This is a genomic window from Labrys sedimenti (assembly GCF_034424805.1).
GTDB classification, from domain to species: Bacteria; Pseudomonadota; Alphaproteobacteria; order Rhizobiales; family Labraceae; genus Labrys; species Labrys sedimenti.
Genome location: NZ_JAXOUF010000004.1, coordinates 156326 through 170381, shown reverse-complemented (window position 1 = coordinate 170381; position 14056 = coordinate 156326). Strand labels below are relative to the sequence as shown.

At 65.4% G+C, this 14056-nt stretch carries 12 protein-coding genes; 4 read left to right on the top strand and 8 right to left on the bottom strand.

The window, feature by feature from the left end; genetic code table 11:
- The first annotated feature begins 43 nt into the window (after window positions 1-43).
- Genes U1R88_RS15800 through U1R88_RS15785 form a run of 4 tightly spaced genes read left to right on the top strand, consistent with a single transcriptional unit; the run spans window position 44 to window position 3398 of the window.
- Window positions 44-907, top strand: coding sequence for a branched-chain amino acid ABC transporter permease (locus U1R88_RS15800; RefSeq protein WP_322432085.1), 864 nt, complete (start codon window positions 44-46; stop codon window positions 905-907).
- Window positions 908-931: 24 nt separating this feature from the next.
- Window positions 932-1918 (top strand): branched-chain amino acid ABC transporter permease, encoded by a 987-nt coding sequence (locus U1R88_RS15795; RefSeq protein ID WP_322432084.1) that lies wholly within the window; start codon window positions 932-934, stop codon window positions 1916-1918.
- On the top strand, window positions 1915-2679 hold the full coding sequence (locus U1R88_RS15790; protein WP_322432083.1) for an ABC transporter ATP-binding protein: 765 nt from the start codon (window positions 1915-1917) through the stop codon (window positions 2677-2679). The genes U1R88_RS15795 and U1R88_RS15790 overlap by 4 nt, the downstream gene beginning before the upstream one ends.
- Entirely contained in the window at window positions 2676-3398 is a 723-nt protein-coding gene (locus U1R88_RS15785; RefSeq protein ID WP_322432082.1) for an ABC transporter ATP-binding protein, read from the top strand. The genes U1R88_RS15790 and U1R88_RS15785 overlap by 4 nt, the downstream gene beginning before the upstream one ends.
- A gap of 72 nt (window positions 3399-3470) precedes the next feature.
- Here U1R88_RS15785 and U1R88_RS15780 read toward each other — a convergent pair whose 3' ends face one another.
- The 8 genes from U1R88_RS15780 to U1R88_RS15745 form a co-directional block, all read right to left on the bottom strand.
- Window positions 3471-4058, bottom strand: coding sequence for a peroxiredoxin (locus U1R88_RS15780; RefSeq protein ID WP_322432081.1), 588 nt, complete (start codon window positions 4056-4058; stop codon window positions 3471-3473).
- Window positions 4059-4095: 37 nt separating this feature from the next.
- Entirely contained in the window at window positions 4096-5829 is a 1734-nt protein-coding gene (cysI, locus tag U1R88_RS15775) for an assimilatory sulfite reductase (NADPH) hemoprotein subunit (protein WP_322432080.1), read from the bottom strand.
- Between the two features lie 7 nt (window positions 5830-5836).
- The gene (locus U1R88_RS15770) at window positions 5837-7651 is read right to left on the bottom strand and encodes an assimilatory sulfite reductase (NADPH) flavoprotein subunit (RefSeq protein ID WP_322432079.1); all 1815 of its coding nucleotides are present in this window, start codon (window positions 7649-7651) and stop codon (window positions 5837-5839) included.
- A gap of 203 nt (window positions 7652-7854) precedes the next feature.
- A complete protein-coding gene (locus tag U1R88_RS15765) occupies window positions 7855-8586 on the bottom strand; it encodes a GntR family transcriptional regulator (RefSeq protein WP_322432078.1) in 732 nt (243 codons plus the stop codon).
- Window positions 8587-8893: 307 nt separating this feature from the next.
- Complete coding sequence (gene chrA, locus U1R88_RS15760; RefSeq protein ID WP_322432077.1) at window positions 8894-10195, bottom strand: chromate efflux transporter; 1302 nt, start codon at window positions 10193-10195, stop codon at window positions 8894-8896.
- Between the two features lie 103 nt (window positions 10196-10298).
- Complete coding sequence (locus tag U1R88_RS15755) at window positions 10299-11327, bottom strand: trans-3-hydroxy-L-proline dehydratase (protein WP_322432076.1); 1029 nt, start codon at window positions 11325-11327, stop codon at window positions 10299-10301.
- Between the two features lie 10 nt (window positions 11328-11337).
- On the bottom strand, window positions 11338-13029 hold the full coding sequence (gene lhpI, locus U1R88_RS15750) for a cis-3-hydroxy-L-proline dehydratase (RefSeq protein WP_322432075.1): 1692 nt from the start codon (window positions 13027-13029) through the stop codon (window positions 11338-11340).
- 17 nt (window positions 13030-13046) lie between these two features.
- Window positions 13047-14048 carry a 4-hydroxyproline epimerase gene (locus U1R88_RS15745; RefSeq protein WP_322432074.1) on the bottom strand — a complete coding sequence of 334 codons (1002 nt, stop codon included), beginning with the start codon at window positions 14046-14048 and terminating at the stop codon, window positions 13047-13049.
- Between the last annotated feature and the right edge of the window lie 8 nt (window positions 14049-14056).

The window sequence follows — 14056 nt, the reverse complement described above, 5'->3', positions numbered from 1 at the left end:
AAGATTTGAAAAAATCATCCTTCCTTTGATGTTGGACGAAGTCATGCAAACCATTCTCAGCGTGGGTATCGATGCCCTTGCCTATGGCATGGTGCTGTTCGTCATTTCCATCGGACTGTCCGTGACCATGGGGCTGATGCGGGTGATCAACCTTGCCCATGGGGCCTTCGCCATGATCGGCGGCTATATCGCTTCCTACGCCGCCCAATCGCTTGGCCTGGGATATGCCCTGGCCATCATGCTGGCCATCGCCGGCACGGTGGTGATCGCCCTTCCGTTGGAGCGTCTGCTCTACCGCCGGCTCTATGGCGCACCCGAACTCACCCAGGTGCTGATGACCATCGGCATCACCTTCTGTGTCATCGGTGTCGCCAATTACGTCTTCGGCCCCACACTCAAGACCATCCCCTTGCCGGAGATGCTGAGGGGGCCGGCGGATCTCGGCTTTCGCTTCATCGCCGCGCATAAATTGTTCGCCATCGCCTGTGGCCTGGGTGTCGCCCTGGCCCTTTGGTATCTCATCGAGAAAACCGGTTTCGGCATCAAACTGCGCGCCGCGGTGGACAATGCCTCCATGGCTGCTTCGCTGGGCGTGCGCACCGGGACCGTCTACGCCGTCAGTTTCGCGATCGCCGTCGGCCTTGCAGCTTTTGGGGGCATTGTCGGTGCCGAACTCCTGCCGATCGAGCCCTACTATGCCCTGCGCTACATGGTGACCTTCCTGGTCGTGGTCTGCGTCGGCGGGGCGGGCTCGATCCCCGGCGCCTTGCTGGCCTGCCTGGTACTGGGCCTGGTGGACACCGCCGGCCGCTATCTCCTGCCTGAATATGGCGAATTCTTCTTCTATCTTGCCGTGATCGCCATCGTCTGCGTCTTCCCGCGCGGCCTGATGGGCAGGAGCGCCTAAATGGAGATGGCGGAGAACAAACCTATGGCCGGCCGGGGAGAGATGCCGCAAACCAGCTGGCTGAGACGCGACCTGGCCGGCCTTGCGGCCATCCTGGCCTTCGCCGCCATCGGCTATGCCCTCTTTCCGGACAACCTGGCCCTGCTGACCCGCATCCTGGCGGTGGCACTGCTCGTGCTTTCGCTCGATCTCGTCACCGGCTTTTGTGGTGTCGCCACACTGGGGCATGCAGCCTTGTATGGTGCCGGCGCCTATGCCGCGGGCATGGCTGCCGTGCAGTGGAACGTCACCGATCCCTCGGCGATGCTCGCCATCTCGGCCGCGGGCGGCGCGCTTGCCGGCCTGGTCTCGGGGGCGGTAATCCTGCGCGGGCACGGGCTCGCACAATTGGTGCTGTCGATTGCGGTCGTCCATCTCTTCCATGAGGTCGCAAACAAGGCCTCGGCCTATACGGGCGGCAGCGACGGGTTGTCGGGCATCGCCCCCGATCCCGTCTTCGGCCTGTTCGAGTTCGATCTGTGGGGGCGTACCGCCTATGGCCTGGGCGTCGCCCTTCTCGTCATCGTCTTCGTCCTGCTCAGGCTCGTGGTGCGTTCGCCCTTCGGCATGCTCTGCCGCGGTATCCGGCAGGACCCTGTCCGCGTCCGCGCCATGGGCGCCTCGGTGCAGGGCACGCTTTTGAAGATGTATGTGATCTCCGGCGCCGTGGCCGGCCTGGGCGGCGGGCTCAACGCCCTTTCCACCCAGGTCGTCGGCCTCGACAGCCTGAGCTTCACCCTCTCGGCCGAGGCCCTGGTCATGCTCGTGCTCGGCGGCACCGGTTCGCTCTATGGGGCGCTCGTCGGCACCATTGCCTTCATGGGCTTCGAGGATTTCGTTTCGGCAGCCAATCCGTTCCATTGGCTCACCATTGTCGGCGCCTTGCTGATCGCAGTCGTGCTGTTCGCGCCGCGTGGCCTCTACGGCTCGGTGGCCATGCTGCTTGCCCGTTTCAAGGGTAGGCACGGATGAGCGCGGTCTTCCAGACCCTCGATCTGAAGAAATCCTTCGGCGGCCTTGCGGTGACGCAGGGCCTGTCGATCACCTTGAATACCGGCGACCGTGTCGCCCTGATCGGCCCAAACGGTGCCGGCAAGACAACCTTCGTCAATCTGGTCACCGGCCACCTCGTGCCCAATTCCGGCACGGTGATGCTCGCCGGCAGGGACGTCACCGGGCTTGGGCCGACGGCGCGGGTCCGCCGGGGCCTCGTGCGCTCCTTCCAGGTCACCCGGCTCTTTCCTGACATGACGCCGCAGGAGCATCTGGCGCTCGCCGTGCTGCAAAGAACGGGCCGCGCCGGCCGCTTCTTCGGCCATTACCGTGCGAAGCCGGACATCATGGCCGAGGTTGACGAATTGCTAGCCACGCTCGGCCTCACAGCTATTGCCAGCCGCCCGGTGGCCGAGATCGCTTATGGCCAGCAACGCCTGCTCGAGATTGCGCTGGCTCTGGCGCTCAAACCCAAGGTTCTCCTGCTCGACGAGCCGGCTGCCGGCGTGCCGCAAAGCGACACCCCCCGCATCGAGGCGGCGCTCGCCGGCCTGCCGCCCGATCTCGCCGTGCTGATGATCGAGCACGACATGGACCTGGTCTTCCGCTTCGCCAAGCGCGTCATCGTGCTCGCCGCCGGTGCCATCATCTTCGATGGTTCTCCCGAGAACGTGACGAAGGATGCCCGGGTCCGCCAGGCCTATCTTGGAAACTATGCCCAGGAGAAGCAGTCAGCATGACCGCGACGCCGCTTGAAATCAGCGACCTCAGCGCCGGTTATGGCCCGACCTGCGTGCTGGAGAACATTTCCTTCGCCGTTCCCGCCGCTGGGCGCCTGGCCGTGCTCGGTCGCAACGGCATGGGCAAGACGACGCTGCTCGCGACCATCGCCGGCCAGACGCGGCGCTATGGCGGCACGCTGCAGCTCGGAGGCAAGGATATCGGCCCGCTCGATAGCGCCGCGCGTGCCCGCCAGGGCCTCGGCTATGTCCCGCAGGCCCGCTGCATCTTCGCCTCGCTGACGGTGGAGGAGAACCTTTTCGTCGGGCTCAAGAACCGCGGGCGACAGGCGATTGAGGAAGCCTATGCGATGTTTCCGCGCCTCAAGGAGCGCCGCAGGAATCTCGGCTCGCAGCTCTCGGGAGGCGAGCAGCAGATGCTCACCACGGCCCGCACCATCCTGGGCAAGCCTACGCTGCTGCTGCTCGACGAGCCGCTGGAAGGCCTGGCCCCCGTCATTTGCGAGGAGTTGATGGCCGTATTCTCGCGTCTCGCCGCCGGGGGCGAGATGACTATCCTGCTGGTCGAGCAGCGCATCCAGACCGCGATCGACTTTGCCGATCATGTCGTCATTCTGGAGCGGGGCCGCATCGCCTGGTCCGGCGCCTCGGCCATGCTCTCCGAGCAGCCGGAGGTGATCGAGCGGCTGCTCGGGGTCGGCGGGCTGCATGGAGCATGACCCGCCGCCTGGACAATTCCCAATTCGTCAGGCTTCCAGCTGCACCACGCGCATGTAGGGGGTCAGCGTGGTCTAGCCCTGCGGAAAGCGCTCGCGGGCCGCTTCGTCGCTGAGGCTTGGCGAAATGATCACCGGCTGGCCGGGTTCCCAATTGACCGGGGTGGAGACCTTCTGGGCGTCGGTAAGCTGCAGGCTGTCGATCGTGCGCAGGATCTCGGCGAAGTTGCGCCCGGCGCTCGGAGGATAGGTCAGGACCAGCCTTACCTTCCTGGCCGGGTCGATCACGAACACGGCGCGCACGGTGACATTGGCGTCGGCCTCGGGGTGGATCATGCCGTAGAGATGCGCCACGGCGCCGTCCGCGTCGGCGATCAGCGGGAAATTGAGGGCATGGCCCTGCGTCGCCGCGATATCCTTGCCCCAGGCGGCGTGGGCGTCCAGCGGATCGACCGACAGGCCGAGCACCTTGACGTTGCGCCTGTCCCATTCAGGCTTGAGGCGGGCGACCTCGCCGAGTTCGGTGGTGCAGACGGGCGTGAAATTGCGAGGATGGCTGAACAGGACACCCCAGGACTCGCCCAGCCAGTCATGGAAGCTGATACGCCCTTCCGTGCTGCTCTGGATGAAATTGGGGGCGATCTGGCCGAGCTGAATCGACATGGTGCTCTCCTTCTTGAAATTGGGGAATGGTGCGGCCTCAGCTGTTGAAATCGCCTCCGGCCTTGACCTCGCGGACATAGCCGGCGCGGATGACGAAATCGCCGAAGCGTTCGCCCTGACGCCGTTCCCTGGCGAAATGGCCGAGCGTCTTGTCGAGGGCTGCGAGAATGGCGGCCTCGCCGACATTTTCGAGATGCATCTTGTTCAGCCGCTGCCCGTGGAAGCCGCCGCCGAGATAGAGGTTGTATTTGCCCGGCGCCCGGCCGGTGAGACCGATCTCGGCGATATAGGGGCGCGAGCAGCCATTGGGGCAGCCGGTCATGCGGATGGTGATCGGCTCTTCCGCAAGACCGTGGCTGCGCAGGATCTCCTCCAGCTTGTCGAGAAGTTGGGGCAGATAACGTTCGCTTTCGGCCATGGCGAGACCGCAGGTCGGCAAGGCCACGCAGGCCATCGAGTTGAGCCGCAGCCCGCTCTCGCCCTTGCTGGCGCCCAGCCCATATTCGGCGAGCGGCGTCTCGATGCCGGCCTTGGCATTCGGCGCGATCTCGGCGATGATCAGGTTCTGGTTGGGCGTGAGACGGAAGCTGCCGCCATGCATCCGCGCCGCCGCGCGCAGGAAGTCCATCAGGGCCCGGCCAGGATGGTTGGCGATGCGGCCATTCTCGATGAACAAGGTGAGGTGATGGCGGCCGTCCTCGCCCACCTGCCAGCCCAGCGCATCGCCATTGGAGGCAAAGTCGAAGGCGCGGGCCGGCTGCAGGCCGAAGCCGAGCCGTCGCTCGATCTCGGCCGTGATCCAGTCGAGCCCGCGGTCGTCGATCGTGTATTTGAAGCGCGCATGCGAGCGGTCCTTGCGGTCGCCGTAATCGCGCTGGAGGCCCATCACGGCATCGCAGACCGCCAGCACCTTGTCGGCCTTCACGAAGCCGATCACGTCGGCAAGGCGCGGATAGGTCGCCGGCGCCTGGTCGGTGCGGCCCATGCCGCCGCCGATGGCGACGTTGAACCCGGCCAGGCGTCCCTGTTCGGCAATGGCAATGAAACCAAGGTCCTGCGCATAGACGTCGATGTCGTTGACCGGGGGAATGGCGAAGCCGATCTTGAATTTGCGCGGCAGATAGGTACGGCCATAGAAGGGCTCCTCCGGCTCGGAGGAGGCCACGCGCACCTCACCATACCAGATCTCGTGATAGGCCCGCATCCGGGGAATGGCATGATCGCTGGCCTGCCGGGCGTGCCGGTAGACCTCGGCATGCAAGGCCGACAGATGCGGGTTCACCGAGGCCATCACCCCGCGTGAATCGTCGCCGCAGGCCGCGATCGTATCGAGCAGCACCTCGTGCAGGCCCTGGAGAGTCGCCTTGAGGTCGTGCTTGAGCAGCCAGTGGAACTGGAATGTCTGGCGCGTGGTCAGCCGCAGCGTCTCCCCGCCATAGGCCCGCGCCAGTTCGTCGAGCTTGAGCCATTGCGCCGGCGTGCACACGCCCCCGGGCAGGCGTACCCGCGCCATGAACTGATAGGCCGGCTCCAGCTTCTGGCGGCGGCGCTCGTCGCGCAGGTCGCGGTCATCCTGCTGGTAAATGCCGTGGAACTTCATCAGCTTGGTGTCGGTGGGCGTGACCGAGCCGGTCAGCCGGTCGAGCAGGCTGGTCTTGACGGTGCCGCGCAGCTGGTCGCTCTGCGCCTTCAGGGTTTCGTCGGGGCCGAGCTTTTCCAAAGGTTGCGACAGGTCGCGGCTGCGGTCGGTGGGGGCGAGGAGATCGGTCATGGCGGCCTCAATAGACGTCGCGTTGGTAGCGGTGCTCGCGCTGCAGGCGCTGCAGATAATCGTCGGTGGCATCCGCGCCGAGGCCGCCTTGCGTGGCGATGATCGAGCGCAGGGCCTGGTGCACGTCGGGCGCCATGTGGCTGGCATCGCCGCAGACATAGAAGCAGGCGCCTTCCTCCAGCCAGGAGAAGACCTCACGCGCCTGTTCCTTCAGCCGGTGCTGGACATAGATCTTGTCATGGCCCTCGCGCCGGCCGTCGCGGGAGAAGGCGACGTCCATGCGGGTCAGCAGCCCGGCGGACAGCATGGCCAGCCATTCGCTCTGGTAGAGGAAGTCGGTGCGGAAATTGCGCTCGCCGAACACCAGCCAGCTGCGTCCGCCGGCGCCTCGTGCCTCGCGCTCCTGCATGAAGGCCCGGTAGGGCGCCACGCCGGTGCCGGCGCCGACCATGATGATGGGCACGTCGTCGGCCGGCAGGCGGAAATGCGGATTGGCGTGTATATAGACGGGCAGCGCCTCGTCAGGCTGGGCGCGATCGGCCAGGTGCCCGGACGCAACGCCGGAACGGGGCTCGCCCGCCAGCTCGTAGCGGACGGTGGAAACCGTCAGATGGGCTTCGTCCGGCGCGGAGGCGAGGCTCGAGGCGATGGAATAGAGCCGGGGCTGCAGGGGCCTCAAGCCGGCGATCAGGGCCTGAGGGGCAAGGCCTCTGGCAGAAAAGCGGCGGATCGCATCGAGAATATGGTGCCCGCGCATGAAGGCAGCCCGATCTTCGACCGAGGCGGGATCACAGAGGTGCCTCAGGACATCGGCACCGGTGATTTCAGCCCAATGCTCGATGAAACGCGGGGTGAGGGCGGTGATTTCGAAATATCGGGCAAGGGCCTCCTGGATCGGAAGGGGCCTGTCCTTCACGGTGACCGTGGCCGCGGCGTCATAGCCGAGTTCGCCGATGACCGCCTCGACCAAGGCTGGATCGTTGCTCGGCATCAGGCCCAGGCAATCCCCCGGCTCATAGGCCAGTCCGGAGCCCTCCAGCGAAATTTCGACGTGGCGGGTTTGCTTGGAGGAACCGCGCCCGCTGAGGACGAGGTTGTCGAGGATACGCGCGGCGAAGGGATGCCGCTTGTCGAAACCGGTGATGGCGTGCGGTTTCGCCGCTACCGAGGGGGGAACTGCCGTAGAGGCCGGCTTGGCGATATGGCCGAGCACACTCGTCATCCAGGCCGAAGCCGGTTCGTCATAGTCGACATCGCAGTCGACACGCGGGAGCAGCCTGATGGCACCGAGTTCCTCGAAACGCCGGTCGAGCCGCTTGCCCGCCTCGCAATAGCGCTCATAGGTGGAATCGCCGAGCGCCAGCACCGCAAAGCGCAGCCCTGCCAGCTTGGGCGTCTTGCGGCTTTCGACGAATTCGAAGAAATTCGCCGCCGGCTGCGGAGGGTCTCCTTCGCCATAGGTGCTGGCGATCAGAAGGAGGTCCTGCTCGTCCTTCAAGCCGCGCAGCTTGTAGCCGGCCATGTCGAACAGCTGGGGCGAGAGGCCTTCGGACCGGGCGCGCTCGGCCAGGCTCGCAGCGAGGGCGGCACTGTTGCCGGTTTCGCTGCCATAGAGGATGGTGAGCTGGCGGCTCGACGCGATTTCCTGCTGCGTTGGCAGGAGAGGGGTGTGCGTTCCCCAGTCGCCGGCCTTGAACTCGATCCCCGCAAAGAAGCCGCTCAGCCACTGCAGCTGGCGGTTGTCGAGTGTCGTGGCCAGTACCTGGATCTGCTGCCACTGGCTTTCGGTCAGTCCGGGGCCGCGGAATTCGGTCACGCTCATGGCGGGTCTATCCCAGAGGGAGGCCTGCCACATGGACGGCAGCACCAATCAACAAATATCAGATGTGATTTTTTTGATCACCGAAACAATCCTGGCATTTGATTTGAATGCATACAAACGCATTTTCTTACCAAATAAATCCAAGTTTGATGCACTTAAATTCAGATCGCGGAGAGGAGCCAAGCCCAATCGGAGCGTCGCGCCTATCGGATCATGTCGAAATTGATGTCACCGTAGCCGGCAAACACATCCGGATGCTGCTTTCGCAGCAGGCGGAGGTTTTCGAACAGGCTGTCGAGCTGGAATTGGAGGGCGGTGACGCTGGCCTGTTCGCTTCTGGTTCTCAGGCCTTGGTAGATCGCGTCATGCTCGGCCATCACGACATCGAAACTGTTCTCGAAGGCAAAGGCGAGCCGCCTGACGCGATCGAGCTGTCCTGTCGCGGCACGGAGGATGCGCCAGCTGTGGCTGACGCCGGAGATTTCGCAGATCAGCTTGTGGAAGGCGTTGTCGAGAGCGAAGAATTCATCGGTATCGTGCCGTCTGGCGGCTTCGCCCTGCAGCGACAGGCAATGCTCGAAATCCCTGGCCCGGGCTGGGACGAAGTGTCGAGCCGCAAGGCGGGTTATCCGGACCTCGAAGGTTTCCCGGACGATCTGACCGGTGAGCACTTCGCCGATGTCGATCGCGGCGACGAGAGTTCGGCCGTCCGGCTCGATGATGACGAAACGTTCGCTTGCCAGTTGCAGGATGGCATCGCGCAAAGGTGGGCGCGGTATCGAAAGCCGGGCGCAGATCTCCTTTTCCTGGATTGGTTCCCCGGGGGCCAACACCATGGCGATGATGGCGTTGCGCAACAGTTCATGGACCTGGAATGTCTCGGACAGGCCTGTATCCAGCTTGACGGCTTTGAACAAATCGAGGGCCGATGTCATCGCCTGCCCCTCTGCGCCGGATTGATGCGGCGGACTAATCCGCTCTTTCCTCAATAAAACACCTCGCGGGGGTGGATTACAATTGCAGATATCAGGCGATCGATCACATTTCCGCGGATAAATTCTACAAATATACTATAAAATCATTTCATCTCTCAAAGCATGGGCATGTTCAGAGGCCTTGCCGCCGTAGGGCGCCGGCTCTGTGGGGGGGAGTCAAGAGGCAGCGCTCGATGAATTGGCCAGTGGCTGGTTACTTCGTCGCGCTATTGCTCGCCAGGTGGACAAGCGGTTCGGGTGGGACGGATCAGGCCAAGGCAAGCAATGCGCCGCCCGCCGACAGCAAGGCTACGACGATCCAGGGTGGTATTTTCCAGACCGTGAGCAACAGGAAGCCGGTCAGCGCGAGCGCAAAGTCCCGCGGCGAAAGGACCGCGCTGGTCCAGACGGGGGTATAGAGGGCCGCAGCGAGGATGCCTACGACCGCGGCATTGGCCCCACGCATGGCGGCCTGTGCCGCAGGACGTGACCGCAGCGTGTCCCAGAAGGGCAGCATGCCATAGGCCAGCAGGAGGCCCGGTGCGAAGACGGCAACCAATGCGATCAGCGCGCCCGCAATGCCGTTCGGCGTGGGTGTCATGACGGCGCCGAGATAGGCGGCGAAGGTGAAGAGTGGCCCCGGTACCGCCTGGGCCAGGCCATAGCCGGCAAGAAAAGCCTCGTTGCCGACCCAGCCTGGTGCCACCACCTCCGCCTGCAGCAGCGGCAGGACGACATGGCCGCCGCCGAAGACCAGCGCTCCCGAACGGTAGAAGGCATCGAACAGCGTCATTGCGCCGGAGAAGGCGGTATCCCGGCCGACCATACCCGCGAGCAAGGCGGGAAGGAGGAAGCAGGCCGCGAACAGAGTCAGGGCGAGGATGCCCTTGCGCCGCGATACCGCAAAGCCGAGGCGCCCGACGGGGACGCTTTTTCCGGTGCGACAGAGCCAGAGCCCGGCGAGTGCACCGATCGCGATGGCGCCGATCTGGTTGAGCCAGCCTGCCGTCAGGGCGGTGAGGATGACAGCCGCCAAGGCAATGGCGACGCGTTCCCTGTCCGGCGTGAGGGTTTTGGCCATACCCCATATCGCCTGGGCGACGACGGCGACTGCCACCAGTTTCAGGCCGTGGAGCATGCCTGCCGCCAGGGGACCGGCCAGCGCCGATGCGCCGAGGGCAAAGGCGGTGAGGATGATGGCCGAGGGTAGGGTGAAGGCGAGCCAGGCTGCAAGCCCACCCAGCAAGCCGCCCCCCCGCAGGACGCCCAGGCAAAAACCGACTTGGCTGGAGGCGGGGCCCGGCAGGAATTGGCAGAGTGCCACGAGGTCGGCATAGCCAGCCTCGCCGATCCAGCGGCGGCGCACGACCAATTCGTCACGGAAATAGCCGAGATGGGCAATCGGCCCGCCGAAAGAGGTCAGTCCGAGCTTGAGGAAGACGCCGAAGACTTCGAGCGGCGAAGCGTTGCCTGGCCCTCCCCCTTTGGCCGCCAGGTCTTGCTCCTTCTTGCCGGCTTCGGAGGGCTGCGGAGGCCGCTTGGGAGGAACTGGTGGTCCGTCGGCCGTCATTGCCACAGTGCTCGTTTCTTCGAAAATCACTATCGATTCCCGATGATAGAGACGGCAGGTTTCGGGTCAATGACGGCACCGACGACTTGCGGCGGCACGCCTCTCAGCGCGCGCCCCAGGTATCGCTCAGCTTGTAGCCTTCGGGCCAGGGATCGGAGGGGTCGAGCATGTGCTGGTGGGTGCCGGTGATCCAGGCGCGGCCCGAAATTTCGGGCAGCACAGCCGGGCGGCCGCCAACCTGCGTGGTGCCGACGATGCGGCCCGTGAAGGTCGAACCGATCACCGATACCGCTGTCAGGCTGTCTTCCAGGGTCATCTGCCCGCGGGCGTGTAGCACGGCCATGCGAGCCGACAGGGCCGTGCCCGTCGGCGAACGATCGACCTTGCCGGGCTGGATCGCCACGGCCGCCCCGGCGCGCAAGCCCTCGGCCGTGCGTTCGACGGCGCCGGCGAACAGGCAGAAGGAGAAATGGCGCCAGTCGGGATTTTCGGGATGATGGAAGCCGAGCGCCGCGTTGGCCGCATTGGTGATCTTGACGCCGAGCGTGGCGATGTCGTGGGCCTCGTCGGGCTTGAGCGAAAAGCCCAAGGCGGCCGCATCGACGATGACGAAACTGTCGCCGCCATAGGCGGTGTCGACGGTGAGCGTACCCAGTCCTTCGACTTCAAGCTTGGCATCAAGTTTGTCTGCGAAGCTTGCGAGATTGCGTACGAAAATACGCTCGGCCTTGCCGTTCCGGCACTCCGCGCGCACGCGGACGAGCCCGCCGGGAGCCTCCAGGGTGATCTCCGTCACCGGCTCATGCATCGGCAGGATGCCGCTGTCGAGCAACACGGTGGACACGCAGATCGAGTTGGAGCCGGACATCGGCGGGGTGTCCTCCGGCTCCATGATAATGAAGGCGGCATCGGCTTCCGGGTGCTTGGGCGGCACCAGCAGATTGACGTGGCGGAACACGCCGCCGCGCGGCTCGTTCAGCACGAAATTGCGCAGGGTCTGGTCGCGGGCGATCCAGCGGCTCTGTTCCCAGATGGTATCGCCGGGCGGCGGGGTGACGCCGCCGACGATGACGTCGCCGACCTCGCCCTCGGCATGGGCCGAAATCACGTGAATAGTCTTCGTGCTGCGCATGGAAGGGTCCTCAGGAAAGCCAGTTCGGCAGACGTTGGGGGGCGTGGCCGGTCAGGGCCGCAGTCACGCAATCGGCAAGGCTGCCCAGGCGCACGGCGCGGCCGGACAGGCCGGGACCGTAATGGGCGTATTTGCCGGAATTCGTCATCACGGCACGGGTCCGTGTCGGAAAGACCGGCTCGGAAATCGAGCACCAGCACAGATCCGGCAGGACCTGCACGCCGCTGTCCTGCAGGCGCGCGAGGGTGCCGTCGCTTTGCGCTTGGTCGATGACCTGCTGCCCGGCGGTGACGATGACGGCTACATCGGCACGGCGCTGGCGGCCCGCCAGCACCTCGGCAAGGCTACGGCATTCGTCGAGCGAGGCATGCGGGCTGCCGATGGCGACGAGCTCCACCTGTTCCGGCCCCTCGTTGAGGCGCTGCCAGGCGGCGGCCATGTCGGCACGCGTGATGACGACATTGTCGGCTTCACCGGCCACGGCGCCATCGGCCTCTGGCGTGACCCCTTCGACATGCAGCATCGGTGCCGCCGAAGTGGTGCCGAAGGCGGCGCAGAGTGCCTTGAGGTCATCCCGCGAAGGACGGGCCGGGGCCAGGCCGCGCAACAGTGGGATGCGCTCGGGTGCGGCACGGCCGGCGAGATAGCCGATCAGCGGCCAGAAGGCATCGTCCACCTGGTCGGGGAGTTCGACATCGATGATGCGGCGGGCCCTGCGGTGCTGGTCGAGATAGACCCCCGACAAGGGGGCACGCCCGGTCACCGCGATGCACAGGTCGAGGAAGTCGGGATGCTTGGCGGTCCGCGCGCCGAGCACGGTGTTGGCGAAGATCACCGCATTGGATTCGGCCCAGGCGATGGTTTCGCCCGCATGGGGAGCGCTGTCGAGCAGATAGGGCGAGCAGGTGAAGGTCGGCCGGCAGCCCATGCGGACATAGGCATCGGCAAGGCGCGCGGCCGGCGCGCCGAAGGCGGGCGGCACGCCCTGCTCCTGCCAATGGGCGCGGTCGACCGAAATGGCGTTCATGGTGGTGGGCACGCGGACACGCGCTCCCATCTCGGCCATCTTTTCGGCAAAGGTCAGGTTGGCCGGGCTGGCATAGATGCAGCCGTCGATATGGCCCTGGGTGACGTCGACCAGCCTCTGTGCGCCCTGCTGGGCCGCCATGGCGCAGATGATGCGCATGGCCTGCTGCATCGCGGGCCCATCCCGCCCATCCAGCATGGCGCGATCGGCCTCGGTGAGGTCGAGCCTGGCGATGGCGGGGGGAGCGAGGGGCAAGGAAAGGCCATCGGCCTCGATGCCCGTCTCGCTGATCCGCACGGACTTTGTGCGTGCCAAGGCTGCGAAAGCCTCCGGTGCCAGGCGCAGCACGGGCAGGGGTTTGCCGAAGAGCTCGGCGGCGATCAGGGCGCCCAGGGTCAGCACGTCCTCGGGTTCGCAGAACACCAGCGCCGCCGGTGCCCGCGCGTTGAGGACCAGGTCGAGCAGCACGCCCGAACCCGTGCAGGAGCCCCGGCTGGAGGGCATCATCAGGATGCCGCCGGTGAGGCAGGTCCCGTGCAGGGGGTGGTGCACGTCGATCACGCGGCCCGTGGCGGGATCGACCCCGCCCCAGAAGCTGAGCGCTTCCTGGCTAGCAATGACGGGCCCGTGGGCGGTGCCTGCCAGGATATTGTGCGAGGAAAGGGAGGCGCTCATTTCACCACCAAGCCAGCTCACTTGACCACGAAACCATGGGCGAAGGGGTCGCGGTCATCGATGAAGATGGTGTTGATGCCGGTCATGCGCGCCCAGCCCGCGACGGAGGGGATGATGGCGTCGCGGCCGGCGACCTTGGCCGCCGCCTCGACCCGGCCCTTGAACAGCGAGCCGATGATCGATTCATGCACGAATTCGTCGCCGACCTTGAGCTTGCCCTTGGCGGCGAGCTGGGCCATGCGCGCGGAGGTGCCGGTACCACAGGGGGAACGGTCGATCGCCTTCTCGCCATAGAACACGGCGTTGCGGGCATGCGCGCTTGCCTGCGTCGGCTTGCCCGTCCACTGGATGTGGCTGAGGCCCTGGATCTCAGGGTGCTCGGGGTGGACGAATTCGTATTTGGCGTTCAGCGCCGCGCGCAGCTTCGGGCTCCAGCCCACCAGTTCGCCGGCAGTATGGTCGGCCATATCCCGGAAATTTTTCTGCGGCTCGACGATGGCGTAGAAATTGCCGCCATAGGCGACATCGACCACGATCTCGCCCCGGCCCTCGACCTCGGCCGTCAAGCCCTCGGCATGGAGGAAGCCGGGCACGTTGGTAAGGCGCACTTCCTCAACGAAGCGGCCTTCCTGGCGATAGGTGATGTCGACCTTGCCGGCGGGGGCATCGATCGAGAGCTTGCCCGGTTCACGCGGCGTGATCAGGCCGTGCTCGATGCCCATGGTGATGGTACCGATGGTGCCGTGGCCGCACATCGGCAGGCAGCCGGAAGTCTCGATGAACAGCACGGCGACATCGCAATCGGGCCGGGTCGGCGGATAGAGGATCGAGCCCGACATCATGTCGTGGCCGCGCGGCTCATACATCAGTCCGGTGCGGATCCAGTCGAATTCTCGCAGGAAATGGGCGCGCTTTTCCAGCATGGTCGCGCCTTTGAGAAGCGGGCCGCCGCCTGACACCAGGCGGACGGGATTGCCGCAGGTGTGGCCGTCGATGCATGAGAACGTATGGTTGGCCATGGCAGGAC

Bases quoted from the DNA above. Each gene is read 5' to 3' on its own strand.
- U1R88_RS15800 (WP_322432085.1), top strand. From the start codon at position 44: ATGCAAACCATTCTCAGCGTGGGTATCGATGCCCTTGCCTATGGCATG.
- U1R88_RS15795 (WP_322432084.1), top strand. From the start codon at position 932: ATGGCCGGCCGGGGAGAGATGCCGCAAACCAGCTGGCTGAGACGCGAC.
- U1R88_RS15790 (WP_322432083.1), top strand. From the start codon at position 1,915: ATGAGCGCGGTCTTCCAGACCCTCGATCTGAAGAAATCCTTCGGCGGC.
- U1R88_RS15785 (WP_322432082.1), top strand. From the start codon at position 2,676: ATGACCGCGACGCCGCTTGAAATCAGCGACCTCAGCGCCGGTTATGGC.
- U1R88_RS15780 (WP_322432081.1), bottom strand. From the start codon at position 4,058: ATGTCGATTCAGCTCGGCCAGATCGCCCCCAATTTCATCCAGAGCAGC.
- cysI (WP_322432080.1), bottom strand. From the start codon at position 5,829: ATGACCGATCTCCTCGCCCCCACCGACCGCAGCCGCGACCTGTCGCAA.
- U1R88_RS15770 (WP_322432079.1), bottom strand. From the start codon at position 7,651: ATGAGCGTGACCGAATTCCGCGGCCCCGGACTGACCGAAAGCCAGTGG.
- U1R88_RS15765 (WP_322432078.1), bottom strand. From the start codon at position 8,586: ATGACATCGGCCCTCGATTTGTTCAAAGCCGTCAAGCTGGATACAGGC.
- chrA (WP_322432077.1), bottom strand. From the start codon at position 10,195: ATGACGGCCGACGGACCACCAGTTCCTCCCAAGCGGCCTCCGCAGCCC.
- U1R88_RS15755 (WP_322432076.1), bottom strand. From the start codon at position 11,327: ATGCGCAGCACGAAGACTATTCACGTGATTTCGGCCCATGCCGAGGGC.
- lhpI (WP_322432075.1), bottom strand. From the start codon at position 13,029: ATGAGCGCCTCCCTTTCCTCGCACAATATCCTGGCAGGCACCGCCCAC.
- U1R88_RS15745 (WP_322432074.1), bottom strand. From the start codon at position 14,048: ATGGCCAACCATACGTTCTCATGCATCGACGGCCACACCTGCGGCAAT.